Below are 25,657 nucleotides of genomic sequence, written 5' to 3' on the forward strand. Positions count from 1 at the left end.
TTAGGCGGCGCGCCGCGGGTTAAGGTGAAAAAAGTTAGCTGAGCTTGCCCTCGCCCGACGGGTACTCGTTCCAGTGCAGTTTTTCACGCAGGGTGTTGTAGTAGCTCCACCCTTCCGGATGCAGGAAGGTAATCGTGTGCGGCGAACGGCGAATCAGGATGCGGTCTTGCTGGATCAGGCTGGCAAACGTCTGCATGTCGAAATTGACGCTGATATCGCGTCCGCGCACGATTTCCACCACGATCTGGCTGGAGTCGGGCAGGACGATGGGCCGGTTCGACAGTGCGTGCGGGGCGATCGGCACGAGCACGATGCCGCCCAGGGTCGGATGCAGCAGCGGGCCGCCAGCCGACAGCGAGTAGGCGGTCGAGCCGGTGGGCGTGGAAATGATCAGGCCATCCGAACGCTGGTTGTACATGAAGTGCCCGTCGACCTCGACGCGCAGTTCCGCCATGCCGGCGCCGCCGCCGCGCGAGACGACGACGTCGTTGACGGCCATGCCCACGTGGATCGACTTGCCGTCGCGCAGCACGCTGCCTTCGAGCAAGGTACGGCGCTCGGCCTTGAAGCGGCCGCCGAGAATTTGCGCCAGCACGGGCAGCATACGCTCCAGCGGAATGTCCGTCATGAAGCCCAAGCGGCCTTGATTGATGCCGATCAAAGGCACGTCGAATGGCGCCAGCTGGCGGGCAATGCCCAGCATGGTGCCGTCGCCGCCCATGACGATGGCGCAATCGGCCGCGGCGCCGATCTCGGCGGGCGACATGGCTTGCACGCCGGGAAAGTCCAGATGCGCGGCCGTCTCCGCCTCGAACACGACGGTATGGCCCAGCACCTGCAGGAAATCCACAATGCTTTTGACGGGTTCGGCAATGCCGTCCGTATTCTGGCGCACGACCAGGGCGATGGTCTTGGCGCCCAGGTTGAACGGTTGTCCCGGGGCTGGCAAGGTGGCTGCCGGCACTGCGGCGTGTTTTTCGGCGGACATAAGAATCTCGGTAGTGAATTCGGTGGCAAGTCGCCCCAGGCTGTCACATCGCACGCCGGCATCGCATGATACTGTATATATGCACAGTATAGTGCGGCTGCCGTGTGCCCGCAAGGGGCGTTTATCAGTGTTGCCGCAGTGTAGCGCAGAAAAAGAATCGTCCATGCGTGCGCCAGCGCTCCGTGCGCCATCAAATCCCCTTGCATGCGTGCGCGGACGGCAGGAGACTGGCGGCACGTGATTTTTTTCCGTCAGGAGGCCATATGGTTACCCAGCACAGCGAACGCAAGATCAATACCGATGCAAAGGTCAGCAATGACGGCGTGGACCGCCTGCCGCACGAGCGCGACGAGTCGCCCGATGCGCAAAACGTGCGTCCGCGCAAGGTCATGCAGCAGGCCGCAAGCGACCTGGAGCAAGGCTTGGTGGATACGGACAGGCGCGCCCAGCCCGGCGTGGAAAAGGTCAAGCCGGCCGCCCCGCAACAGGCCCGTCCCGACGCCCATCTGGAACCAAAGAAGGCGCGCTGAGTCCAACTGACACGCACCGCTGCTTTTCAGGAGTACGCCATGCATCGTTACGTCTGTTCGTTCCTGCTGGCCGCTGTCTGCGGCGCACCCATCGCCCAAGCTCAGCCCCAGGCGCCGGCCATGCCCGCCGGCTACGGCCCGCAGCCCGGGCTGCCCGCGCCGGAAAAGCAACTCCTGCCCACTGTCAACGTCGCCCCCGTGCAGCGCTGGACGGCGGCGCAGCGTCCAGCCGTCGCTGCCGGCCTGGCCATCCACGCGTATGCGCGCGACCTCGACCATCCACGCTGGCTGTATGTCTTGCCGAATGGCGACGTGCTGGTGGCGGAAACCAACGCCCCGCCGAAACCGGAAGACAGCAAGGGTATCAAGGGTGCCATCATGCAGATGCAGATGAAAAAGGCCGGCGCCGTCACGCCCAGTGCCAACCGCATCACCCTGCTGCGCGGCATCGATGGCAACGGCGTGGCGCAGACACGCAGCGTCTTCCTGCAAGGCTTGCATTCGCCGTTCGGCATGGCCCTCGTCGGCAACGATCTGTACGTCGCCAATGCCGATGCGCTGCTGCGCTTCCCCTACGCAACAGGACAGACATCGATCACGGCCCAGGGCACCAAGGTGATGGACTTGCCGGGCGGCCCCATCAACCACCACTGGACCAAGAACGTCATCGCCAGCCCGGACGGCAAGTTTTTGTATGTCTCCGTCGGTTCCAACAGCAACGTGGGCGAGAACGGCATGTCGGCCGAAGATGGCCGCGCCGCCATCTGGCGCTACGAACGCGCGACCGGCAAGGCGCGCGTGTACGCGACGGGGCTGCGCAATCCGAACGGCATGGGCTGGGAGCCCACAAGCAACACGCTGTGGACGGCCGTCAATGAACGCGACGAACTTGGCAACGACCTCGTGCCGGACTACATGACCTCGGTCAAGGATGGGGCTTTCTATGGCTGGCCCTACAGTTATTTTGGCCAGCACGTCGATGCGCGCGTCAAACCGCCCCGTCCGGAACTGGTTGCGACCGCCATCGCTCCCGACTATGCGCTGGGCGCCCACACGGCATCGCTGGGCCTGGCATTCAATACCGGCACACTGCTGCCGGAACGTTATCGGGACGGCGTCTTCATCGGCCAGCATGGTTCCTGGAACCGCCAGCCTTTCAGCGGCTATCAAGTCATCTTCGTACCATTCACCAATGGCAAGCCGAGCGGTCCGCCGCTGGATGTGGTCAATGGCTTCCTGGATAAAAATGGCAAGGCGCAAGGGCGCCCCGTCGGCGTGGCCATCGACAAGGCGGGCGCGCTGCTGGTGGCCGACGATGTGGGCAATGTCGTCTGGCGCGTGGCGCCGGCCCGCTGAACACCCATCCCTCACAGTGTGACGCAACGAACGGAAGCGCGAAGGTGGGACGTGCATGATGAACGCTCGAACCACGCAAGGAGTACATCATGAAAAAAACAGCATCGGCCGTCTGGAGTGGCGGCCTGAAAGACGGCAAAGGTTTCATTTCGACCCAAAGCGGCGCGCTCGATAACGTGGCCTATGGCTTCAACACGCGCTTCGAAGACGGTCCCGGCAGCAATCCGGAAGAACTGATCGGCGCGGCCCACGCGGCCTGCTTTACCATGGCCCTGTCCGGCCAGCTGGGCGAGGCCGGCATGCGCGCCACGGCCCTGAAAACCACGGCCGATGTCACCCTGGAAAAAATCGATGACAGCTACGCCATCACGGCCGTGCACCTGACGCTGGTGGCGACCATTCCCGGCGCCACCGACCAGGCATTCCAGGATGCGGCGCTGCGCGCCAAGCTCGGTTGCCCCGTGTCCAAATTGCTGGCCACGGAAATCACCCTGGACGCCCACCTGGAATAAAGCCGCAAGTCCGTCCGCAGCTGCCTGCATGCGGGGTGGCGGGGCGGTCTCGGCAAGAAAGCCGTAAAACGCATAAAATCCTGCCATTCCCCTATCACCATCAAGGATTTACGATGCGTATTTTGCACACCATGTTACGGGTCGGCGACCTGCAGCGCTCCATCGATTTTTACACGAATGTCCTGGGCATGAAGCTGCTGCGCACCAGCGACAACCCGGAATACCAGTACACCCTGGCCTTCGTTGGCTATGGCTCGAATCCCGACCATGCGGAACTGGAACTGACGTATAACTATGGCACCACCAGCTACGAGCTGGGCACGGCATATGGCCACATCGCCATCTCGGCCGATGATATCGTCGCCGCTTGCGATGCGGCACGGGCCAATGGCGGCAACGTGACGCGCGAACCGGGTCCCGTCAAAGGCGGCAACACGGTCATCGCCTTCATCACCGATCCGGACGGCTACAAGATCGAATTGATCGAGCGCAAGTTCGACGGCCAGGGCGGCGGCCTGTAATTCCTCAGCCTGGCTCGACGGTCTTTGCAATGGCCGCGCGCAGCCAGGCGATGCCTGCGTCACCGTCCGTGCGGCGGTGGCGTATCGTTTCAAAACGGAACGGCGCGATGGCAAACGGTGGAGAATATAGCGCCAGCCCTTGCGCCAGATTCCCCTGCACGGCGCGGCGCGCCACCGTCAAGATCAAATCCGTTCCCATCAAAATTTCCGATGCCACCGTCCAGTGCGGCAAGCGCACGGCGATGCGGCGCGCCTGGCCCAGCTGCGCCAGGGCCGCATCGACTTCCGCCGCCATGCCGGCCTCATTCGAGGCCACCAGCACGTGCGGGCGCGCCAGATAAGTGTCGAGACGCAAGGATGCACGGGGCGCCAGGCTGGCCGGATCCAGCGCGCAGACGAACGTTTCCTCAAACAGGGTTTCCCGATGCAGCTGCTCGGGCAGTTGCGGGAACACCCCCAGCGCCAAGTCGAGTTCGCCATCCTGCACGCCAGCCATCACGGCCGGGCGGCTGGCATAGCTGATCGCCAGGTCGATGCCGGGCGCTTCCACGCGCAAACGGCGCAGCAAGGCGGGCAGCACCAGCGCCGCGCCATAGTCGGACATCGCCAGGCGAAACACGCGCTGCGCCGTGGCCGCTTCAAACACAGCACCGCCGAGCACGCAACGCACGCTTTGCAAGGCTTCGGCCAAGGGCCGCGCCAGCGCCAAGGCGCGTGCCGTCGGCTGGAAACCGCCCTTGCCGCGCAGCAGCAGTGGGTCGCCGAGCAAATGGCGCAGGCGCGCCAGCGCATGGCTGACGGCAGGCTGGCTCATGTGCAGGCGTTCGGCCGCGCGCGACAGGTGGCGTTCGCTCAGCAAGGCCTCCAGGATCACCAGCAGGTTCAGGTCGACGGCCCGCAGATTATTCATTTCATGCATAGTCAGATGACAAATTACGAATTGGATTTAATCATCACAGCATAATACGATGACGCCATCAACTCAACAATCATGGAGTCAAGCATGCATGGATCAATTACCCTGTTTGCCCCGCTGGCCATGCTGGCCGGCGCCGTCGTGCCCTTCCAGGCAGGCGCGAATGCCGCGCTGGGCCGTAACCTGGGCCACCCGTTATGGGCCACCCTCGCTTCGCTGGCCGTCAGCGCCGTGCTCGCTGCGCTGCTGATGCTGGTGTGGCGCGTGCCGGCGCCCGATATCAATCTTGCCATGCGTGGAGCAGGCTGGTCGTGGCTGGGTGGCGCGGCCGGCGTGTTTTATATTACGGCCGCCCTGATGCTGGCGCCGCGCATGGGTTCAGGCCCCTTCATGGCGGCCGTCATCGGCGGGCAAATGCTGGCCGCGCTGGCCATCGACCGATTTGGCTTGCTGGGCTTTGCCGTCAAGCACATCAGCCCGCTGCATTGGGCGGGCGCGGGCCTGGTGGTGGCCGGCGTGATCGTGACGCAAGTAGCCAACAGCCGCGCCGTTTGAGTACGCCTGTCAAAACCTGCGGCGCGTCGGCATTTGCGGCCGGCGATGCTCACTGTGCCTGCGCACGGCCGCGCTTCTCGAGCCTACGGGGGCACCGAGCCTTCCTTGCGCTCGCTGCGGTTTTGTCAGGCGTTGGCGAGTCCTGATTCACAAAAAAAACCAGCGCCGTTGCCGGGGCTGGTTTTGTTCTGCTGTGGCGTCAAAAAGATTACTTGTCCAGCAAGGCGTTGACGGGTACCAGGTCCGTTTCCTTCAGAGTACCGGCCGCCGCCTTCAGGCGCAGGCCGTTCATGATGGTGTCGTAGCGGGCTTTCGACAGATCTTTTTGCGTAGTAAACAATTGTTTCTGCGCATTCAAGACGTCGATGTTGATACGCACGCCCACTTGATAGCCGAGCTGGTTCGATTCCAGCGCCGACTTGCTCGACACTTCCGCCGCTTCCAGCGCCTTCACTTGCGCCAGGCCGCTGTTGACGCCCAGGAAGGCCTGGCGCGCGCCTTGCGATGCCGTGCGGCGCGCCGTTTCCAGGTCGTTGCGGGCCTTGTTTTCCAGCGCGATCGATTCGCGCACCTTGCTGGTGACGGCGAAACCGCTGAAGATCGGGATGCTCCACTGCACGCCGATGGCGTTGTTGTTATTGCCGGCGCCATTGCCGCCGCCGGACGTGTAGGTGTGGCCGGTGTTGGCGATCAGGTCCAGGGTCGGATAGTGGCCGGCACGGTTGCGGCCGATGTCGCGCTTGGCCGATTCCACGTTGAACTGGGCCGTGACGACGCCGTAGTTCTGCTCTTCCGCCGAGGACACCCAAGGCTCGACAACTGCCGGTTCCGGCGCGCTGATGACCACGCCCGTGCGCATCGGCGCCAGCGAGGCCGGCGCTTCGCCGATGATGGTTTGCAGCGCGCTGCGTTTGTTGGCCAGGTCATTGATGGCGGCAAACTCCTGCGCCACCACCAGATCGTAGGCCGCCTGCGCTTCATGCGTATCGGTAATGGTCTGCGTGCCGACTTCAAAATTGCGCTTGGCCGATGCCAGCTGCTCCGTCGTGGCGACCTTTTGCGCCTGCGTCGCGCCGAGATTATCCTGCGCGCTCAGCACGTCAAAATACGCCTGCGCCACGCGCGTGATCAGGTCTTGCTGGACTTGCGCAAATTGGGCTTCAGCAATCGCTTGCGCCAGCTTGCTTTGCTGATAGGTTTCCCAGCGGTCCCAGCGGAACAAAGGCTGCGCCAGGGTCAGGTTGTAGCTGTTCGTGCGCACATTGACGGATGGCGAGGTGATCTTGTTGCCGCCATTGTTCTGGGCAATCTGTTCCTGATTGCCACGCGTATTGCTGCCCGATGCGGAGATTTGTGGCAGCAAGCCTGCCAGCCCTTGCGGAACCCGCTCCATCCCGGCCGACAGGGCCGCGCGCGCGCTGGCGTACTGCGCGTCATTGGCCAGCGCCTGCTGGTACACCTGGATGAGATCGGCCGCCTGCGTGTTAAGCGAGAAAAAAGCGCTGGTCATCAGCACGGCGATAAGGGGTTTCCGCATTGCATTTCTCCGTTGGAGTCGTCAAAAGTTGATGGAATCAAAAATCGGTTACAGCCTGCCTGGCGGCCACTCCGGCAAGAGCGGGGTACAGGCCTCCGCAGGCATGCCGGATGGCATGCCTGGGAGTGCATCTACTGCAAAATAACTTAGTATTTAGGCATGGCGTTGTCGACTTGCAGCGCCCAGGCGTGAACGCCGCCCGTCAAATTACTGATCTTGCCAAAACCGTTGCGTTCCAGGAAGGCGGCCACTTGCATGCTGCGGGCGCCGTGATGGCAGATGCAGACGATCTCGGCGTCTTCATCGAGGTCATCGATGCGCGCAGGAATCGAATTCATCTGCATCAGGGTGGCGCCATCGAGATGGCACAGCTCAAACTCCCACTGCTCGCGCACGTCCAGCAGGAACGGACGCGGGCGGGAGGTGTCAGCCAGCCAGGCGGCCAGTTGCGGTGCGCTCAAATGCTCCATCGAATCTCCGCCGCCTCAGAACTGGAAGTGCGACGGTGCCACGGCTTGCAGCGGCGTGACATTGGTTTCAAACAGCTTGCGCGTGTCGTAGGCCTTGTCCGAGCTGCGCGTGATCAGGTGTGCCGACATGATCGGTGCTTCGCCGATGATGGCCAGGATGCGGCCGCCCACTTTGACTTGCTGCAACAGGGCTTCCGGCAGGACCGACAGCGCGCCGGACACGACGATCACGTCGTAGGGCGCGCCCTTGCTCCAGCCTTGGGCGCCGTCGCCCAGTTCCACGGTGACATTCGTCACGCCGTTGGCGGCCAGGTTCTGCTCAGCCAGGGTTTTCAGTTGCGGCACGATTTCCACGCTCGTCACGTGGCGCGCCTTGTGCGCCAGCAAGGCTGCCATGTAGCCGCTGCCGGTGCCGATCTCCAGCACATTCTCATGCTTTTTGACGGCAACATCTTGCAAAATACGCGCTTCCAGCTTCGGCGTGAACATGCATTCGCCGCCGCCCAGTGGAATTTCGGTATCGACGAAGGCCAGGTTTTTATAGGCGGCAGGCACGAAATCTTCACGCTTGACCACGTTCAACAGCTCCAGCACGTCGAGATCCAGTACGTCCCATGGACGGATTTGCTGTTCGATCATATTGAAGCGGGCTTGTTCGATATTCATCTTTGGACTCGGTAAGTGAAGTAATAATCCGCCATTTTATCGTTGAACTGGCTGAAAGCACATGTTAACCATAAAGGCGGGGAATGGAGGAAATTTGCGACGATCTGCAGATTTGAGGGGGCGAACCTTGGAAAAGGGGCAACTGAACGGTAGAGACAGGCTCCGTATGTCAGCTTTTCCCGGGCGCCTCCGCCTGCAGGCTGCGCAAGCTCATGTCGATAAAAGCATCCATGTAGGCGGCGGGATCGATGTTCTTGACCTCGCAGGGCAGGAAGGAATGGGTCCACATCATGAGCATGGTGACGGGCGCGCTCAGGATGGTGCTGACCAGCACGGGGTCGACCTGGCGGAACTCGCCGCGGCGCATGCCCCGTTCCAGCAAGGTGGTGATCAGCGCATTGCCGCGCGCGACCACCTCTTCGTTGTAAAACTGCGCCAATTCAGGGAAATTGTTCGCTTCAGCCAGCATCAGCTTGGTCAAGCCGGCCAGCTTGGTGGCGCCAAACTCTTCCCACCATTGCATCATCATGCTGCGCAACAATTCGGCGCTGCTGCTGTCCGAGGCGGCCATGCTGTCTTCCGCCTCGCCAATGGAATGCACGATATTGTCGCGCACCACGGCCTTGAACAGCTCCTGTTTATTCTCAAAGTACAGGTACAAGGTTCCCTTCGACACGCCGGCCCGCTTGGCCACATCTTCCAGGCGCGTCGACGCAAAGCCACGTTCGACGAACAGATCGAGGGCGGCGGCGAGCAATTCCTGTGGGCGGGCATCCTTGCGCCGCTCCCAGCGGGGCTTGGTGTCAATCGGGGCTTGCATGTGTCAATCCAGGTAACTTACTTTTGAGTCATTAATAGTAGACTTGTCTACAGGCCAGGTCAAGCGCTGGCCACTGGCGTTGGACGACACATCCGATTGCACTAGCGACATATCCTCTTGCACGCAACGACACAACCTATTGCACGGCGAGTTAAACTGTTCTAAGAGGCAGAGAGGCAACGGTTTAAGTCACGAAAAGATAGATCATAGCGCAACTGACACCACGACATCGAAGCACGTAGCGATTGAGAGGTCTCCAGATGGCGCCAAATTTAAAAGCGTGGTTCTGATCAAAGCAGCTAAATCTTCAGGGCCCCCCAAGCAACCTCAATTCTGCAAGGAACGCATTGTGTTCTCCCTTTGTGACTTCAGACATTTGTCCAGCATCACTAATTCAGCATTAACTGACCGTAACTCGATCTCGGTTTCAGCGGTCGCTGTGCTAATGCAGCGAGAAATACTAAAGTTACATCCCCCTCCCCGATTCGATCTATAAAGACTCGTCTAGATAGCGCGTTTATCAGTTTAAATTCTAGATTCTTAGAGTCGGAGAAAATATCATTTGGTGCTAGTATGTAACAAAACCCTTTAAGCATTGGAGCGACATGGCAGGCATATCAGACAAGACAATATCCAAGCTCTTTGGCATGGCGGCTGGCCGATGCAGCATGTGCAAGATAGAGATAGTTCAGCGAGAGGTAAAGATTGGAGAAATGGCGCATATCATTGCAAAAAACAAGGGTGGTGCAAGAGGTGGCTTACAGGTAGACGGCGATGTCAACGGCTACGAGAACTTGATCCTGCTCTGCCCAAATCACCATACCGAGGTTGACGACAACGAAGGTGCCTTTCCTGCGCGGCTATTGCATAAGATAAAAGACGAGCATGAAGCTTACGTTCGCCGTGTGTTTGATCATCAAAGCCAAGGGCGGGTTATGGACGTGGGAGGACTGCGATCTTTTATGCATTACTTCCCATTTACCCAAGTGGTTGTTCTTACTGATGGTTTGCCAGAGAGGTTCGATCATCGTTTACTTTATTTGACTGAAACGTTTACAAATTTCGCCAAAGACAATGTTCAATGCCGACCCTTTAGCGATCAAAGCTTAGAGCGATATTATCTCGCTTTCTTGCATGCCATTAATTATCTTGTGGACTACGAGCAGCATGCGTTGATAAACAACAAGAATGTCTACATGCCAGGCACTTTGATTAATGCTGATCCTAACGTTAGCTATCTCAATCGTGAGCTTAACCAAGATGAGCGCCGCACTGCACATCATCAAGTTCATCAACTTATGCAGGAACTAGCGGATTCATACTATCCTTTACTGAGCTATCTAAGATCTACGTATCCTGAAGTCAATTTGGTATCATTTGTTGGCTGGTAAAAGTAGCTCGTTGACTTCAGCCAAGAGTTTCATATGCTGACCAAAAGGAGATTAGCATATGAAATGGTTGAAGATAATATTATTTAAAATTAAATATTTTTCTTGGAAAGTTATGCCTAAAGATTATCAATTTGAAGAAACAAATCTTGGCCCGATTTCCGCCAGTGATATAACAACTGTCATAACTGGAACATTCCGAGCCAAAGGTTTTGACGATGTAGGTCGCCCAACAGGCTATGAAGAAATTGTTCATATCATTTTCCCCAACGGCGCTGTAGAAGAGTTGCCTGCACTAGAGATAAACCTGAAGTATGCAGCTGCTTTAAAGCAAGACTTGTTAAATCGCCCCAAGGTATAAGCCTGCGGCGTTGAGATGTTTTGAAAACTTTCGGTTTGGAGCCTAGATGCCAAGTGATCTTGAAGAAGCGTTTCGTGCAGCGGCACACGCCGCTGATCGTGCTGTCGGCGCAGCAATGCAGAAGTATGCGGATGGCCTCGTGATAGATGAAGATGATATAACTGGGGCGCTGATCGGTCGGCTGGACTCAGCATTTGACGAAAAAATAGGAGACATCAATTGGTCTTCGTCTATTCTCAGACACCGTAAAGGAGTTGCTGCGCAGGAGAAGAAGGCAGGTGCAGACATGTTGTTCCACGTGTCAATTAAAACCCCGCAGCTTACTTACTCTAAAGGCGTACTAATCCAATCAAAAAGGATTGATGACGGCGTATCAATGACGGTGGCTGGACACAAAGAACTTGTTGGTCAGTGCGACAAGATGCTGAACATTACGTCAGCTGCGTTTGTCTTCAACTATATGAAGTCAGAAATGCGCTGTGCTTCTGCGACGAAGATCGCTGGTGCAAGTAACCGCATCTTAAACGACTCATGCAACCTGACTTCTTACAGGTTTTTCTTGGAGCTATTTCGATGCACAATCGGAGATCGCAATATCAATTCGGCCAGGTTTGACGATCTGAAGATACCACATGGGCTATCAATAACAGGTACATTAGGGTAATAGGAAGAAAGCCAAAGATGCTCTTGGTCCTCAATTCGGCTTTGTTGCACAAATCCCTGTCAGGGTGAGCTGAGTCGACTCTCGGGTAAACTGACCGGATGAACGCACCGGCCAAACCGAAGTATCGAACGACCAATTGGAAGGAGTACAACGCGGCGCTGAAAGCGCGTGGGTCGCTGCTCATCTGGCTGGACTAGGACATGTGCTGGCACGGTAGTGCTAGTAGTAAGCGTGGGCGCAGCCGGAAGTACAGCGAAGCGGCGATTCAATTCTGCCTGACCGTCATGGGTATGTTCAATCTGGCGCTGCGGCAGGCAATAGGCCTGGCGCAAAGCTTACTTAAGTTAGCGGGTTTGGATTGGGAGGTTCCCGATTTCAGCACCGTGAGCCGCCGACAAAAGCATCTCGCCGTGATGATTACAGCGAACACGACGACGTCCGGATTGCATTTGCTAGTCGATAGTACCGGCATCAAGATGTTGGGCGAGGGTGAGTGGAAAACGAAGAAGCATGGTGCCGACTACCGCCGCCAGTGACGCAAGGTGCACCTTGGAATTGATGCTACGACCTTGGAAATCCGGGCCATTGAGGTCACGGACAACGCCACCGGCGATGCGCCGATGCTGCCATGTCTTCTCGACCAGATTGGCGCCGACGAAGCCATCGAGAGCGTCAGTGGCGATGGCGCTTACGACACCAAGGCTTGCCATGAGGCCATTGCTCTACGTGGTGCACAGGCCATCATTCCAACACGCAAAAACGGCAAGCCCTGGAAAGACCGTCGACCGGATTCTGAGGAGCGCAACGCCATACTGCAGGCGATGCGGCGCCTTGGTCGTCGGATATGGAAGAAGTGGACCGGATACCATAGACGCAGTCTGGTGGAAACCAAAATGCGATGCTTTAAGTTGCTCGGTGAGCGAGTGATGGCCCGTGACTTCGACCGACAGGTCGCAGATCTCCAGGTGCGCGCCTCCATCCTGAATCGCTTTACCCAGCTCGGCACGCCGACGACGGTGGCTATGGCCTAAATCCGTCTGGGGTAAGGGGAATTACGCTCTCAGTTTATTTGTGCAACAAAGCCCCTCAGAGGGCAAGCGAAATCGCAAAGCGCAGGATCGACTTCCGCGAACTGCTGGCGCATATCGAAATAGCGCCGAAAAAACACGAGGTGCCGGAGCAAAAGAGTTTGGTAGGGATAAGGAGATAACGAAATAGAGAGGTTACCGCTGGGATAAGGTATATTTAATGCAATATTAAAATATCCTATAAGAAAGAAAGCCATGGCGCTACTGGACGAAATTCTGACTTGGTCAAAAGCTGACCTCAAACCTTGGCAACAGGATGCTGCCAGACGACTATTCCAGCAGACGCTAACAACTACAGCCCTAGATGATCTCTACGCGATGATGAAGGAGAGCGTCGGGCTTCCAGATCCGAACAACCGGAAGCCGGAGCCGTTGGATCAACAACACCTTCCAGTGACAGCGACCAAAGATGATGCGGTGGTTCTAACGGCGCTTCGAGATGTAAAGAACGTCAATCGCCTGGCAGCAAGCCAAATTCTTTCATTCGCACCAAAGGGACTGACCGTAATCTATGGGGGTAACGGTTCTGGTAAGTCAGGTTATGCGCGCGTCCTAAAGCGTGCTTGCCGCAGCCGAGACTCCAGCGAAGACGTGCGTCCTAATGCGATGAGCAAGGCATCGGCTGCCTTGATACCGCAGGCGTCCTTCGAAATCCAGCTTGGGGGGAAATCGTCTACGGTAATCTGGCAAAAGGGGAAAGCTTCTCCTGCTGAGCTTGCTACGGTCGCCGTTTTCGATACCCATTGCGCACGTGCGTATCTTGATCAGCAGCAAGAAATCGCCTATCTGCCGTTTGGCCTCGACGTAGTGGAGAACTTGGCCCAAATCGTTCTTCCGAAAATCCTTGAAAAACTCAACGCGGAAATCTTGGCTACCGTGACAACGAAAGAGTCATTTAACCACCTTGTTGGCACTACTAAGGTTGGAGCACTCCTTTCCGCTCTCAGCGAAAAAACAACAGTTTCCGACGTCGATGCGCTGGCGCAGATGAACGCCGACGATACGAGAAAAATGGTGGATCTCGAAAAAACACTGAATGAGAGCGATCCGAACGCGAAGGCGAAGGAATTAAAACTGGCGGCTGCCCGCATGACAGGACTCAAAACGAAAATCGAATCGGCGACAGCTTGGGTCAAGGACGAATCGATCCAAAAACTGCGTACGATGGATATGGAAACCCAGACAGCACTTGCAGCCGAAATTGCCGCCGCAACTGCACTGCGATCAGGCGAGGCTTTATTGCCAGGCACTGGGGATATCATATGGAAAACCTTATTCCAGGCTGCCAAAGAATTTTCAATAGACGCTGCTTACCCTGGAAAAGACTTCCCGCATATTCATGACGACAGCCAATGCGTGTTGTGCCAACAGAAAATTGAACCTGATGCAGCAGCTCGTATGCAGCGGTTTGAAGCGTACGTGCAAGAAAACGTAGCAAAAGTGGCAAATGACAAGCGTAGTGCCTGTGCAGCGGCCCTTACTAAGATACGAAGCGTCGTTTTGGCCCTAGATCTTGATGACGCGCTTATTGAGGAGCTCAATCAGTTGGACATAGCGGTCGTGGCCGAAATCAATGCCTTCGATGCGCTGGTACAGTCGCGGAGAACTTGGCTACTGGCGGCGCAAGAAAAACATTCTTGGGATAATCCGCCAGCATTCCCTGTCGATCCTTGCATTCGTCTGAAGACCCTAGCAGAAAGCCTTACAGCTCAAGAAAAAATTTATGAGCAGGCAACGGACGACAAGCAAAAACTGGTGCTGAAAGCTGAACTTGAGGAATTGAAGGCACGGGCTGCACTCACGCCGCATAGACAAGCAATTATTGACCTCATTGAAAGAATGAGGATCAAGTCGCTCTTGAACAAATGCAAAAACGATCTCAAAACAAAACCGATTTCAGACAAGGCAAAAGAATTTGCGAGTAATGCTGTAACTGCCCCCTTGCGGGCCGCGTTGAAAGAAGAATTCGAGGCACTCGGCGTATCAGCATTAATGCCCAAACTCAGCGAGAGCGTCGAGCGTGGGAAAATGAAACACAAACTCGAATTGGATCTGGAAATTCAGGCACAAATCAGGGAAATTCTCAGCGAGGGCGAACAGCGATCCATTGCCCTCGGATCTTTCTTAGCCGAACTTCGAACTGGGGGACATGGCGGTGGAATCGTATTTGATGATCCGGTCTCCTCGCTCGACCATTTCCGTCGGCAGAACGTAGCACAGCGCCTTGTTCTCGAGGCAAAGGCGCGTCAAGTCATCATATTCACGCACGACACTTCGTTCCTTGGCGATCTTCAAGATCTCATCCAGAAAACAAATATCGACCACATTATTCACCACCTCGAATGGGAGGGGGAATTTTCCGGAAAGATTTCTACGGGATTACCGTGGCTTCATCAAACCTTCAAAGGAAGAATAGATGAACTGGAACAGGCGCAATCGAAACTTGCAAAGTCCTGGCCACAATATCCTAACGACGAACAGTCAGCAGCGATGCGAACTCAATACAGCAAAGCTCGGGCGACTATCGAGCGCTCGATACAGGATATCGTATTCAATGGCGTTGTGGTTCGATACCGAGACTGGATTAAGGTCGGCGATTTGCACAAGGTAGTGGGATTTGATGCGAAAGAGTGCTCAGAAATAGAGCGCCTTCACAAGATATGTTGCGATGTCATCGATGGGCATGATTCCTCTTCGGGAAAAAATGCTCCGGTTCCGTCTGCTGCCGATCTCGGAAAATTAATTGCCGAGTTGGCCGCACTAGGAGAGGCGATTAGGAACCGACAAAACAAAAAGCCACCAGTAACCGCCGCTGCTCCAAAACAATAAAGTGAGTGTCCAGCTCTAGGCTGGCTAAACCAGGTTTCCACCAATGGCGTGGTGCAGCACGGTGAGCATGCATGGCCCTGCTTGCGCAGCTTATCGAGGCATAGGCGAATAACGTAGAAGTTTTTGCGTGCCCAACAAGGTGCGGAACGAGTTGGAGACTTTTTGTTTGACCTTGAGCATACGAATGGCGCATTCGACGAGTTTTTGGTGAGCGGCATGGCGGGATCGGGGACCGTCGCTCAACGCTCGTCTTAAACCTTAAACATGGGCATTTTTGATTGTGTTAAGAAATCGCTTTGCGAACCGACGCGCGATCTTATTGTATCGGCAATGCAAGCGGTGACATACCTCAAGGGCAGGTTCGGAGGAGCATTTGCTCGATACCTTTGCCACTGACAAGGAAGGGGCAACTATGCCAACAAGCGCATCGAACAACTTGGCATTGCCCCCCTACAGCCATGCAATCAAGCCCATCATTGCTATGCAACGTTAGCATCCTGAATGTCCGCTAGGGTTGCCAAAATATTTCCAAGGAGATATTTTTAGTTGCAAAAATAAAATATTTCGAGATCATGAAAATCAATTTTCTAACAAAACCGTGAGAATTTTCGACGTCAAATATTTAACAAAATCAAGTACTTGCGTGGCGCAAATGGTTCAGGTATGGTCAGCTTTGGTTACATATGTAGAAGGTCGTGCTCAATGATCCGCACTCCAGCTGAAGTGTTAAAAGAGTTCCACGAACGCGGAATTTCTGTCGCAGCTTGGTCACGTCACAATGGCTTTAATCCAACGTTAGTGTATCGGGTACTGCGTGCAAAAGGATCGCCAAACCGGGGCCAAAGCCACAGGATAGCGGTTGCTTTGGGTCTGAAGGAGGGGTTCATGGAGCAAAACTTAGCCTTAATGAACAGAGCAAAGCCAACAACAGAGGAGCCTAATCACTAAGCAACATAAAACTATACATCTGAAACACAAACGGCTCCCTCGCGGGAGCGTCAGCGGTTGCAGCATCAGAAGACACTTCAACGGGTTAGCACCTCTAGTGTCTTCCGAATGCAGCCAGGAGTCAAGTCGCGCCTACGAAATGTTGTGCCTATCCAAAAAAGCCAACTGGCGTGCACCAGACGAACTATGCGCTCGGGAGAATTACTATCAAAAAAAATCAGTTGTTGTCAGATGGACACACGCCGTTCGATTCCAATCAACTTTTTAATCAGATCGAAGCTGCTTTTTCAAAACCGCCGGACGTCGCCAACGTTCGCCATGGCCAGCGCCAAATACTTCAAGGTGGGCGCGGGCGCCGAACATCTCTTTTACCAAGTCGGAAAAATGGCGGCTCCATGCCGATGGAGAGCAGGCTCGAGCTCGCTTATGCACTAGTTCTAGAAGCTAGTTCAACCGTTGTTCAGTACAGGACGCAAGCCGTTCAAATTACCTTAGGCAGCGACGAGTTTGCCGTTCCCGACTTCTTGATTAAAACTGTGCACGGCAAGTATTTAGTCCATGAGGTGAAGCCTTCTAAGCATCACCTCAAACCGGAGGACTTAGCTCGATTTACGCGCATTAAAGCATACCTGACAGAAATGGAAATTGGGTTTTCGGTCATTGACGCCACAGAATTACCGAGCGTGGGTGAGGTACAAGAACTGCTTGCTTTGTACGCGCAAGGCCACCGTCGTCACTACACGCCAGGCCAGATCGATCTAGCGTACTCCCTGTTAAAGCATCAAGAAACTACCGATCTCAGCAAGCTACGTGCTGTACTGATTGCCAACGCTTTGCCGCCAGATCTCGCGAACTACTTGCAATTTCATGGGCGATTAATTTCGGACGTAACTACTAAACCCGGAGGCCACCATGAAAAATAATCAATCTAAAGGAGTCATTCACCCTATGCCGGGTTTGCGTTTTGAGATGCACGGCGCCAAATTTGAAATTTCGTTCGTCGCCAACGGTAGCGTTCGGTATTCCGGCATCGGTGGCCAATCCCATCAAATCAACTTCGATCGTTTTATGGAGCTTCAAATTTCGGGAACGATCATCATTTCCGATACCACTTTACCGGGACTAACTTCGCATGATGGCCCTGCGGTCATGCGCCGTCACCGATATGTACAAGCGGCGTTGCGCACGTTGTCTCGACCTACCGCACGGGGGCCTTTAGCGGAAGTCATCAACGATGTATCAATGGAGATTGTTGACCCGAGTCCCCCGTCAACCAGGACAGTCGCGTACTGGATACGCGCATTCAGAACAGCCGGGTTTAGCGGATTAATTCCCCGAAAAGGGCAAGGTAACTCGACTCTGCGATTTGGCGTGGAAGTTGAGCAACTGATCTACGAGGCAATACAGCACCAGTACTTGCAGCGAGAGGGGAGACGAGCCGATATCGTTTTTTGCCGCATCGTTGGACGCGGAACGGACTTGGGCATTATTGGCCCCACTGGAAGCATGAGGATTCCAACGCAACGGACAATCCAGCGTCGCCTGAAGAAGCTGGACCCTTACGTTGTCGAAAAAGCTCAGCAAGGCCAACTGGCGGCCGGCAAGGTTGCGCGGGCAGCAGGGCGGTCCCTCGTAGTGGCGAAAATCTTGCAAATCGTCCAGATGGACACCCATATGCTCGATGTGATTGTTGTCGATCCTGATACCGGTGAGGTACTCGGACGCCCGTACCTTACATGCATATTGGATGTAAATTCCCGGGCAATCGTCGGTACTTACATTAGTCTTCTACCCCCGAGTGCAACGACGGCATTGGGCGGCTTGAAAGACATGCTTACAAGATCGGAGCGCGGTCTGCCCGGCGGCATCTGCGTAATGGTAATACCGGATAACGGGGTGGAGTTTGCTAACTCAGCTTTTATTTTGCTTTGCGAGACCCTAGCGATCACCATTTCTCCGGCCCAAAAGCGCGATCCGAATGGGAAGGCTCACATCGAATCGTTTTTCCGGACGCTGACGTTTGGAATAGTCCAGCTACTCCCTGGCACCACTTTCTCACATCCAAATGCCAGAGGTGACTATGACTCAAACAAACGCGCGTGCTTTACGCTGGAGAATATTAAGACCTACATTGATCAATGGATCAACTCGGTTTATCACAAGACCATACATTCGCGCACAGGCCGCGCACCACTCGTTGCCTGGAATGAGCAGGCCAAGGTTTCGGCACCGGCGACACTCACAACGACTGAAGCGAACGCCATTGCTCGACGCCCATATCACAGGACCATACAGAATGGCCGCGTGCAGTTTGAGGGGCTGACATACTTTTCGCACGCCCTAGCCACCATGCGAGCGCAAGGGATTAAAAAAGTGAAGATACTCGTGGATGAACTAGATATGCAGACGGTGTTTGTAGAACATCCCACCGAACGCGGCTCACTCATCCTTGCCGAGTCCACTGAACCTGACTACACGACAGGCCTAACCCTCTATGCGCACGCCGAAAGCATTAAGATTAAGAAGGCGATGTCGGCGGCAGACCAACGGGAACTCGGCCTTAACGCGAATCTTCTAGCCCGCTGGCAGCTGGTACGACTCGTCCAGAATGACAGCCAGGTAGCAAGAAAAAAAATCCGCGCGCTCACTGCTGGGCTAGGTCGAAAAAAAAACGTCGACGATCAATGCAAGAACCCGCCCGTCACCGAGACCAACTGGCGCACTCAAGATTCCCTTCCTCCGTCGTCGTCAAGCGGCCCTCGTGGAACTCCGCTCAACAATGGGACATGGGATAAACCCATGAAAATCCAGACAATTGAGCTGGAGTGACCATGGACCGCACACAACTACTTCAACGTGTCGCCGAACTCGATAAGGTCGTTGTAGCTCATCTAGCTTTCAACAATGCGATCGACAGCATCAATGACTGCGTTATGAAATCCGAGGTTTACCGCGAGCCGGTAGGATGCCTCTTGCTTGCTCAAGGTGGAATGGGGAAGTCAACCGTCTGCCGTGCAGTCCTATCTCAGATGAAAGTATCAAAGAAGCAGACCGGTGCAGTCGAGAGAACCATTGTCCCGGCGTTCTACTCCGAGATTCCGTCCCCCGCGACAGTCAAAGGCGTGGCCGCGAGTATGCTGAAGGATCTTGGGGCGCCCTCCCCATTTTCCGGGACCAATATCCAGATGAAAACCAGGCTGTGTACGTTGCTGACAACCGCCGAAACAAAGCTGGTTTTTCTTGACGAAACGCACAACCTTTTTAAGCAAGGCGGAAGGTCTAAGGTCAATTCTGAGGTTTGCGCGTGGATCATTGGATTGGTCAATCAGACGAGGATTTCGCTTTGCTTAGTGGGTCTTCCTGAATTTGCGCCTCATTTGTCTGCGGACAGTCAGCTAACACGCCGCTTTCCCTTGCACCTCCACCTGAATCCACTACTTCCAGGGGACCAATCACAACCAGGTAGCCTTGTACCTTTTTTGACCGAATTCATGCGCGAGGCAGCATCTCGTCTCCGCCTAACTGCCGTTCCACATATGAGCGATCTTTTTTCGTGTACGCAGGTATACGCAGCTACTGGGGGTAACCCCGCATTCATAATTTCGCTCGTCAAAGAGGCAGCACTGAACGCACTTAGCAGCGGCAATGAAAGTATTGATGTCGACGATTTTGCAGTTGCATGGGAACGTGGTTTGATTGCTGGGGCGTCGTTGGTGAAGGAGAATCCTTTTAGGATGTCGCAGGGCGCGTTAGCGGCGGTACTACGGAGGGCCCAATAATGTCCTTGCTCATGCGCCCTATTCCGATTGAAGGCGAAAGCGCAGCCGGTTTTCTTCATCGCGCGTCAGAATTGAACGCTTGCGCTACCGTCTTCCATCTTCTAAAAGGTTCGGGAGTTGCACTGAACGAACATACATTGAAAGCATGCGTGCTCGACCGAAGAAGGTTTCATCACATAGTTTCGCACCTCGGACTAGGCGATAGCTGTGCCGACTTGGTACCGTTACGAGCAGGGCCATCGCGTCGTGAGGGACGCTATTACCATCGAGTCAGCCTCCCAGACTTATGTTTCCGCCGCGAACTGCTAAATACTTTTTGTCCCGCGTGCCTAGATGTGAAGTTGCAAGAGGTTATTCTGGCCGGATCTGAGCCGTGACATTGGGGCCTTGCCAGCAATGCCCTGATGCGGCCGGTGCCAGTTGTAGTGATGGTTCCATTCTTTGAGCATGTTGGCCCGCTCCAGTGAGTTGTTATAAACAAAGCCGTAAGCCCATTCGCGCAAGGCTGACTGGATGAAGCGTTCGGCCTTGCCATTGGTCTGTGGTCGATAGGGCCGTGTAAAGCGGTGCTTCAATGCTATCTGGCTACAAGTGGCCTTGAATGACTTGGAGCGAAAGGCTGAGCCGTTATCGGTCAACAACGCTTTGGGGCGCACCCCGAGTGAGCAGAAATAGGCATGGGTATTGGCGAGGAATCGGTTGGCATTCTCCTGGGTTTCGTCAGGATAGAGCTCCGTGAAGGCGATGCGGGCATGGTCGTCAATGGCGATAAACAAGACTTCCCAGCCGGCGCCGCGCGTACGGTCTCGCCGGTTTCCCGTCGCACGATGACCGGTGGTTTCAATGCGCCCGAGCTTCTTGGTATCGATATGAATCAGGTCACCTGGTTCTGCATGCTCGTAGCGCTGCACCGGCTCGACGGGATCGAGATCGCTCAGTTTGGACAAGCCGGCACGCGCCAGCACACGGCTTACCGTGGCCTTCGATATCTGCAGGTACTGGGCAATCCTTGCCTGTGTCATGCGCTTCTTGCGTAGCTCGACAACCGTCAGTGCCTTGCCCGCGTCGAGTGCCAAGGGACTATGCAGCGGACGCGACGATCGATCCATCAAGCCCTCTCGCCCCTCGGCAAGGAAGCGCCCCAGCCATTTGCGCACAGTTGCTTCGCTCACGGCGTAGCGGGTAGCGGCCTGGCAGCTCGGCAGGCGGTTAAGCAGGACGTCTTCGACCATCTCGACTCGACGAATCAGCGTTAATCGGGCATTCTTATGGATGTTCATTCGGTTGGTTTCCTTGAGAACTGGGGGTTTGGCGATTTCCAGTGTCTCAAATCCAATCCGAATGAACCACAACAACCTATTGAAACATCACACCTAGATGAATCAGAACACTGGCGTCAACAGTGGCAACTACGCCCCCTTTCGGCGTGCACACATCACGGGTGTCTGCTGCTAACAAATTGCACCAAATGCGGCAGAAGGTTGAGACTGGGCCGACCGCATATGAATCGCTGCGATGGATGCCAAACCAAACTTTCGACGCTCACTGCGACACTGGTCGACACTAATTCTCAAAAAATCGTTGAAGGCTTAATTAACCTCGGGGAACGGCGTCAATTAACTGACATTTGGAGCTTTTGGACGGCCCTTACATTATTCGACAAAAGTCGCAACGAGCCCAGTGAGGACCATGCCCGATTCAATCTCGCAATGACCTTTCGCGAGTGCGAAGAGACCGCTGTGATAGCCATGGTTCGAGCAATATGGGCAAGAAAGGATCGAGTCCATCCCCGAATACAAATGCTTCCGTTTCTTCGAGGTGGCAAGACGCTAGCAAATTTTGCCGAACGTGTACTTGCCAAGGCTACAGCAGACGAAAGTCCAGGGACAGGCCATCCGCAGTTCAGATCTTTGAGCAAGAAGGATGCTCAACTAGTACTTCAACTATCAGCATTTCAGTTATCTCAAGCAATTGAAGGAAAGTTCCTCAACTGGCCTACGGACGGTGGCCGAGCTCAACCAATTCCCGTTGAAAGAATAGAGGTCGCGCTTCGCGAGAGTTCGCTAAAAATCTCACAATCGTATTTCTCATGGGGCAGATTTGACAGCTAGGATTTGGTCCTGATCAACTCACTCCACACCGCAAGAAGGAACATGAACCTGGCGCGAACTGAGCGAAAACGAGCTTGCATAGTCCATCCTGCGGTGTGACGTTATCATCCAGCAATTCGATGCCAGACTCAATACCACACTCGTTTGACGCTTACTCTCATATCGCAACTCCACTTCCTCGACAAGGCCGACATAGCACAAATTGATGGAGCCCTGGCCAGCCTCCAGTACCGCCACAAACTGCGCATTCGCGCCCATCTGATCGGAGCTGTTCGGCACGTGCCAATCGCAAGTTCCAGTCTTTGGGGATAGGCGCCTCACTCATTTTGTTGTATTGCCCGACTAATTCATCAGCCATTGCCTCCCCCTATTCCGCACAAAGTGAAATCGTTCTGGCGTCCACCAGCACGACTAAGTTAACAATTAATTTTCGTAATGCATAACTGATGCAGAAAACCGTTGTCCCCTGAAGACGTAGATGAGCTTCACTGTCGTCGTGTGTACACCAAAGAACAGAAGGACGGTTAGTGCGCTGTGCAAGTAGTAAATTGTGAACGTCGTCACTGCGATTGGTAAGGGTACAAAGACGAGCTCGTCGTTCTTCGCACACAGCTCGTCGTCCGATTAATTGAATTCCCAATGCGATGGAAAGCCACGTCTACCTCCACAATCTCCGCGCCTGAAATCCATAATATCCTATTTTGGGATAATTTCGTAGAGGTGGTCAGATGGAAGAATGAAATCCATCCACGACCCACGCTACATCGAATTCATTGAACAACTCATCTTAGAGCGATCGACACGAAAAATTACCCAGCAGAAACTTTCCTCATCTCTTGGAAGACCGCAATCGTATGTCGCAAAGGTAGAAAATCTGGACCGTAGGGTCGATGTTGTCGAGACAAGGGATTGGCTGATAGCGCTGGGGATTGCACCGGCAGAGTTCATGGCTCGGATACCATGGTGGAGCCCTCCCCCTTACCCAACAATAGAATGAACGGTGACCTAGCACGCGCAGAAAAATATGCCTGCGAACATGATTCCGGTGTGAGAGATGACATTCGGGAACTCTTCCGCACGAGACGCAAGTCTACAGGGCTCAAGGCTCCGTAAGTAACGCGCTTCGGCATTTCTGAATGCGCTGCTCATCATATCCCTCGCTGAGTATCATAAATCCCGAACTGATTTACGGTTACTTGCTAACACATGCGAGCATGTGCAACACAACATGTCTGTCTGTCGACTGCTCGATACGCCCTACGCTACTGAATTCCGACATGGAAAGTTTACTGCGTTTACCAATAAATTCGAAATCACGGCGTATTAGTTTCCAGAAAGGTAACTCTACTGTATGCTCCATGCAGAGACACTCCGATGAATATTTTTTAGGCTCTTCCGATCCATGGCAAAATTCAAAATATACAATATCCAACTTCTGCCAACGGATGACGCAAAGGAAGTCGGTGTGGCGGGATACAAGAAGCTATTCGCAGAACTCAGAGATCTAAATAAAAAACATCTTACCTCGAAAACACATCTCGACTTCCACTATCAGATTAGTAGCAACATCTATATAGGCCCGTTCGATTTCAATTTCCCGGCAGGATATGTTACCGGCCATTTCGTCCGATACCGCAACACAGAAAATGTCACCGATCTAGCGACGGGTAAATCGCTCTTCACCGCTAAGCGTGGTAAAGGCGGTGTCGTAACAAGAAGAGATGTTCCTTTCGTATTTGATGCGAAGCGTCATTTTCTTGCTATCGATAGCGCGTTAGAAATTCGTTCCGAGAATTTCATTTCTGCATTGCTCCAGTTACTTTCTCCTATCGCCAGCGTGCACTTTCCAAAGCACGACCTAACAGTAAATTTAATATCGAAACCTAATGGTCTGGAAAATGTTTTCCGAACTGCTGTTTCATACAAGACTGTAGCGATACATCTAAACGGACCGAACGGCGACGATGCGCTCGATATTTTAGGTGAAATGAGGGAAACAAAAATGCAGAAGCTGGCACTGGATGTGTCGGCTGGGAGCGGAAGAATGCTGCGCCTCCCTGAGTTTGTAAAGCGCATACTTCGGTCGGTACCTGGACACGGTTGGTCGACCGTGTCCTATTTCGTGCAGGATGGCGAACCAGGTGAGCGGCGCGAACGTCAGCAGATCTATGATTCCCGCGAACAGCCGCAGACATTCATAGTTCACCACAGCGGTAAAGACTTTGCGGAAACGGATTTTTTTGCGCGCGTCGCGCGCCGCCTTGAAGACATCGATATCTCGATCGATGAGATAGCCGAGGAAGACGATGCAGACCCTGACAGCGCTAAATAATTAGAAGACAGGATTACGATGAGACCACTGATATGGCTGAGGCGGGTTCCAGTATTGGGAACTTTGGTATGGCTTGCCAACTGTTACGTGTACGGGGGTGATCCCAGAGCTGCGACTGAGCTGGCACCTATCAGACTCTGGTTCAAGGCCTTTTTTTGGAATCTTGTCGCTTCCGTATTTCTTGTAATACTCACACTCCCAGACTTGTCGATGTCCCTATGGCAGCATTTTCTAACAGGCGCACCGATTATGCAAAAACTGACGGGGGGTGGAGCATCTCCTGGCACCACGGTCATCAGCATCTTTCCAAGTACACTCGGGCTAGGTATCGGGATTTACGCGCTACTTTTTGCACTCGACACCTCTTTTATTAGGCAAATGCATCGCAAACTGGAACAAGCAAGGAAAGATGGAAAAAGGAAGCATGGGTCAGTACTCATTCTTAATTCCGACATTGCTTTTCCGCTTTCTGTCTTGGTTGTAGTCCTTGCAGTTGGCGTACTTTCTCAAGCATATCCAAATACCCTCTGGATGCAAGTTGTTTCTTGGCTAGGCTTCTGGTATGCGCTCGTCTTAGTTCTCGAAATTATTGCACTGTTATTCTCCTTAATCGACAACAGTATCCTCGAGAAGGCAGACGACACTGCATCGAAAAATATTGAGGAGCATTCATCACAGGGGACCTCCCCTCCCGAGGCGTAGTCATCGGTAAAAATAAGATTTGTAGGCGTAATTTCGTAAACCGAAAACCATATCTTGTTAATTTGCAGCAGAATCTGACCCACTTCATCCAATAATTTGCAAGCGGAACTGACCTACGTTTCAGACACAATCCTGCTCACGACATTGAGCCGAGAATTGAAGTGATCGACGTGACATTACTAGGCACTATTCGACGCTGGTACATTCGAGACCAGGTCCTATTGAGAGAGATCGCCAGACGTTTAGGTATCTCACGAAACAACGTCCGGCACTACCTGCACTCGAAAACCATAGAGCCGGCCTACACCGAACTGCGCTCCAACCGCGCCATCGCCTAATACGCTTTCCAACTTTCGGCGATGCCCAAGACCGAATCTGCGCGATCGCGCAAGCAGCGGCGCACACTGAAAGATATCCACGAGGATCTACAAGGGTTGGGGCTCAAAGGGTCTTACAACAGGATCGCGACGTTCGCGAAGGTGTGGCGGGAGGGTCAAACTGAGAGCGGCAATACAGCCAACAAACGAACATTATCGAAACTTCCCGAAAGCCAACGATAATCACCTCTAAAATAAGGATCGACT

The 25,657-nt window shown here is 54.3% G+C and carries 22 protein-coding genes and 1 pseudogene; 16 read left to right on the forward strand and 7 right to left on the reverse strand.

Annotated features, from left to right (window positions below):
• Nucleotides 1–34: 34 nt before the first annotated feature.
• A complete protein-coding gene (locus JaAD80_RS00325; protein WP_258002750.1) occupies nt 35–988 on the reverse strand; it encodes an NAD kinase in 954 nt (317 codons plus the stop codon).
• A 263-nt stretch (nt 989–1,251) separates the two neighbouring features.
• Between JaAD80_RS00325 and JaAD80_RS00330 the strand changes: the two genes are divergently transcribed.
• From JaAD80_RS00330 to gloA, 4 genes are all read left to right on the forward strand, one after another.
• Nucleotides 1,252–1,518, forward strand: a complete 267-nt coding sequence (locus tag JaAD80_RS00330) for a hypothetical protein (protein WP_102292391.1) — start codon at nt 1,252–1,254, stop codon at nt 1,516–1,518.
• A gap of 39 nt (nt 1,519–1,557) precedes the next feature.
• A complete protein-coding gene (locus JaAD80_RS00335) occupies nt 1,558–2,874 on the forward strand; it encodes a sorbosone dehydrogenase family protein (RefSeq protein ID WP_102292392.1) in 1,317 nt (438 codons plus the stop codon).
• 89 nt (nt 2,875–2,963) lie between these two features.
• Nucleotides 2,964–3,386: an OsmC family protein gene (locus tag JaAD80_RS00340; protein WP_102292393.1), complete on the forward strand. Its 423-nt coding sequence runs from the start codon at nt 2,964–2,966 to the stop codon at nt 3,384–3,386.
• Between the two features lie 113 nt (nt 3,387–3,499).
• Nucleotides 3,500–3,907 (forward strand): lactoylglutathione lyase, encoded by a 408-nt coding sequence (gene gloA / locus JaAD80_RS00345; protein ID WP_070311709.1) that lies wholly within the window; start codon nt 3,500–3,502, stop codon nt 3,905–3,907.
• A gap of 4 nt (nt 3,908–3,911) precedes the next feature.
• Here gloA and JaAD80_RS00350 read toward each other — a convergent pair whose 3' ends face one another.
• Nucleotides 3,912–4,817 carry a LysR substrate-binding domain-containing protein gene (locus tag JaAD80_RS00350; RefSeq protein ID WP_102292461.1) on the reverse strand — a complete coding sequence of 302 codons (906 nt, stop codon included), beginning with the start codon at nt 4,815–4,817 and terminating at the stop codon, nt 3,912–3,914.
• Between the two features lie 93 nt (nt 4,818–4,910).
• On the opposite strand from JaAD80_RS00350, the gene JaAD80_RS00355 reads away from it, so the two are divergent.
• On the forward strand, nt 4,911–5,378 hold the full coding sequence (locus JaAD80_RS00355) for a DMT family transporter (protein WP_180979239.1): 468 nt from the start codon (nt 4,911–4,913) through the stop codon (nt 5,376–5,378).
• A gap of 208 nt (nt 5,379–5,586) precedes the next feature.
• Here the strand turns inward: JaAD80_RS00355 and JaAD80_RS00360 are convergent, their stop codons facing one another.
• The 4 genes from JaAD80_RS00360 to JaAD80_RS00375 form a co-directional block, all read right to left on the reverse strand.
• Nucleotides 5,587–6,915, reverse strand: a complete 1,329-nt coding sequence (locus JaAD80_RS00360) for a TolC family outer membrane protein (RefSeq protein WP_102292395.1) — start codon at nt 6,913–6,915, stop codon at nt 5,587–5,589.
• 146 nt (nt 6,916–7,061) lie between these two features.
• Nucleotides 7,062–7,385 carry a rhodanese-like domain-containing protein gene (locus JaAD80_RS00365; protein WP_102292396.1) on the reverse strand — a complete coding sequence of 108 codons (324 nt, stop codon included), beginning with the start codon at nt 7,383–7,385 and terminating at the stop codon, nt 7,062–7,064.
• 15 nt (nt 7,386–7,400) lie between these two features.
• Nucleotides 7,401–8,051, reverse strand: coding sequence for a protein-L-isoaspartate O-methyltransferase (locus JaAD80_RS00370; protein WP_076565841.1), 651 nt, complete (start codon nt 8,049–8,051; stop codon nt 7,401–7,403).
• 169 nt (nt 8,052–8,220) lie between these two features.
• Nucleotides 8,221–8,871 (reverse strand): TetR/AcrR family transcriptional regulator, encoded by a 651-nt coding sequence (locus JaAD80_RS00375; RefSeq protein WP_102292397.1) that lies wholly within the window; start codon nt 8,869–8,871, stop codon nt 8,221–8,223.
• Between the two features lie 605 nt (nt 8,872–9,476).
• On the opposite strand from JaAD80_RS00375, the gene JaAD80_RS30020 reads away from it, so the two are divergent.
• The 9 genes and pseudogenes from JaAD80_RS30020 (at nt 9,477) to JaAD80_RS00415 (ending at nt 19,928) form a co-directional block, all read left to right on the forward strand.
• The gene (locus JaAD80_RS30020) at nt 9,477–10,262 is read left to right on the forward strand and encodes an HNH endonuclease signature motif containing protein (RefSeq protein ID WP_146012208.1); all 786 of its coding nucleotides are present in this window, start codon (nt 9,477–9,479) and stop codon (nt 10,260–10,262) included.
• A 58-nt stretch (nt 10,263–10,320) separates the two neighbouring features.
• Nucleotides 10,321–10,620 (forward strand): hypothetical protein, encoded by a 300-nt coding sequence (locus JaAD80_RS30025; RefSeq protein WP_146012209.1) that lies wholly within the window; start codon nt 10,321–10,323, stop codon nt 10,618–10,620.
• Between the two features lie 46 nt (nt 10,621–10,666).
• Nucleotides 10,667–11,284 (forward strand): hypothetical protein, encoded by a 618-nt coding sequence (locus tag JaAD80_RS00385; RefSeq protein WP_102292399.1) that lies wholly within the window; start codon nt 10,667–10,669, stop codon nt 11,282–11,284.
• Nucleotides 11,285–11,382: 98 nt separating this feature from the next.
• Nucleotides 11,383–12,315: pseudogene (locus tag JaAD80_RS00390) on the forward strand (IS5 family transposase).
• Between the two features lie 252 nt (nt 12,316–12,567).
• On the forward strand, nt 12,568–15,201 hold the full coding sequence (locus JaAD80_RS00395; RefSeq protein WP_102292400.1) for an AAA family ATPase: 2,634 nt from the start codon (nt 12,568–12,570) through the stop codon (nt 15,199–15,201).
• Between the two features lie 702 nt (nt 15,202–15,903).
• The gene (locus JaAD80_RS31945; RefSeq protein WP_102292462.1) at nt 15,904–16,149 is read left to right on the forward strand and encodes a DNA-binding protein; all 246 of its coding nucleotides are present in this window, start codon (nt 15,904–15,906) and stop codon (nt 16,147–16,149) included.
• A gap of 170 nt (nt 16,150–16,319) precedes the next feature.
• The gene (locus JaAD80_RS00405) at nt 16,320–17,072 is read left to right on the forward strand and encodes a TnsA endonuclease N-terminal domain-containing protein (RefSeq protein ID WP_146012210.1); all 753 of its coding nucleotides are present in this window, start codon (nt 16,320–16,322) and stop codon (nt 17,070–17,072) included.
• Complete coding sequence (locus tag JaAD80_RS00410) at nt 17,062–18,978, forward strand: Mu transposase C-terminal domain-containing protein (RefSeq protein WP_102292402.1); 1,917 nt, start codon at nt 17,062–17,064, stop codon at nt 18,976–18,978. Before JaAD80_RS00405 ends, JaAD80_RS00410 begins: the two co-directional genes overlap by 11 nt.
• A 2-nt stretch (nt 18,979–18,980) precedes the next feature.
• Nucleotides 18,981–19,928, forward strand: a complete 948-nt coding sequence (locus JaAD80_RS00415; RefSeq protein ID WP_102292403.1) for a TniB family NTP-binding protein — start codon at nt 18,981–18,983, stop codon at nt 19,926–19,928.
• Nucleotides 19,929–20,257: 329 nt separating this feature from the next.
• Here the strand turns inward: JaAD80_RS00415 and JaAD80_RS00420 are convergent, their stop codons facing one another.
• A complete protein-coding gene (locus JaAD80_RS00420) occupies nt 20,258–21,208 on the reverse strand; it encodes an IS481 family transposase (RefSeq protein WP_102292404.1) in 951 nt (316 codons plus the stop codon).
• Nucleotides 21,209–23,441: 2,233 nt separating this feature from the next.
• Between JaAD80_RS00420 and JaAD80_RS00435 the strand changes: the two genes are divergently transcribed.
• Complete coding sequence (locus JaAD80_RS00435; protein WP_102292407.1) at nt 23,442–24,371, forward strand: DUF4747 family protein; 930 nt, start codon at nt 23,442–23,444, stop codon at nt 24,369–24,371.
• A gap of 249 nt (nt 24,372–24,620) precedes the next feature.
• Complete coding sequence (locus JaAD80_RS00440; protein WP_102292408.1) at nt 24,621–25,073, forward strand: hypothetical protein; 453 nt, start codon at nt 24,621–24,623, stop codon at nt 25,071–25,073.
• Nucleotides 25,074–25,657: the final 584 nt, after the last annotated feature.

It is taken from the genome of Janthinobacterium sp. AD80 (genome assembly GCF_002878455.1).
Taxonomy (GTDB): Bacteria; Pseudomonadota; Gammaproteobacteria; order Burkholderiales; family Burkholderiaceae_D; genus Janthinobacterium.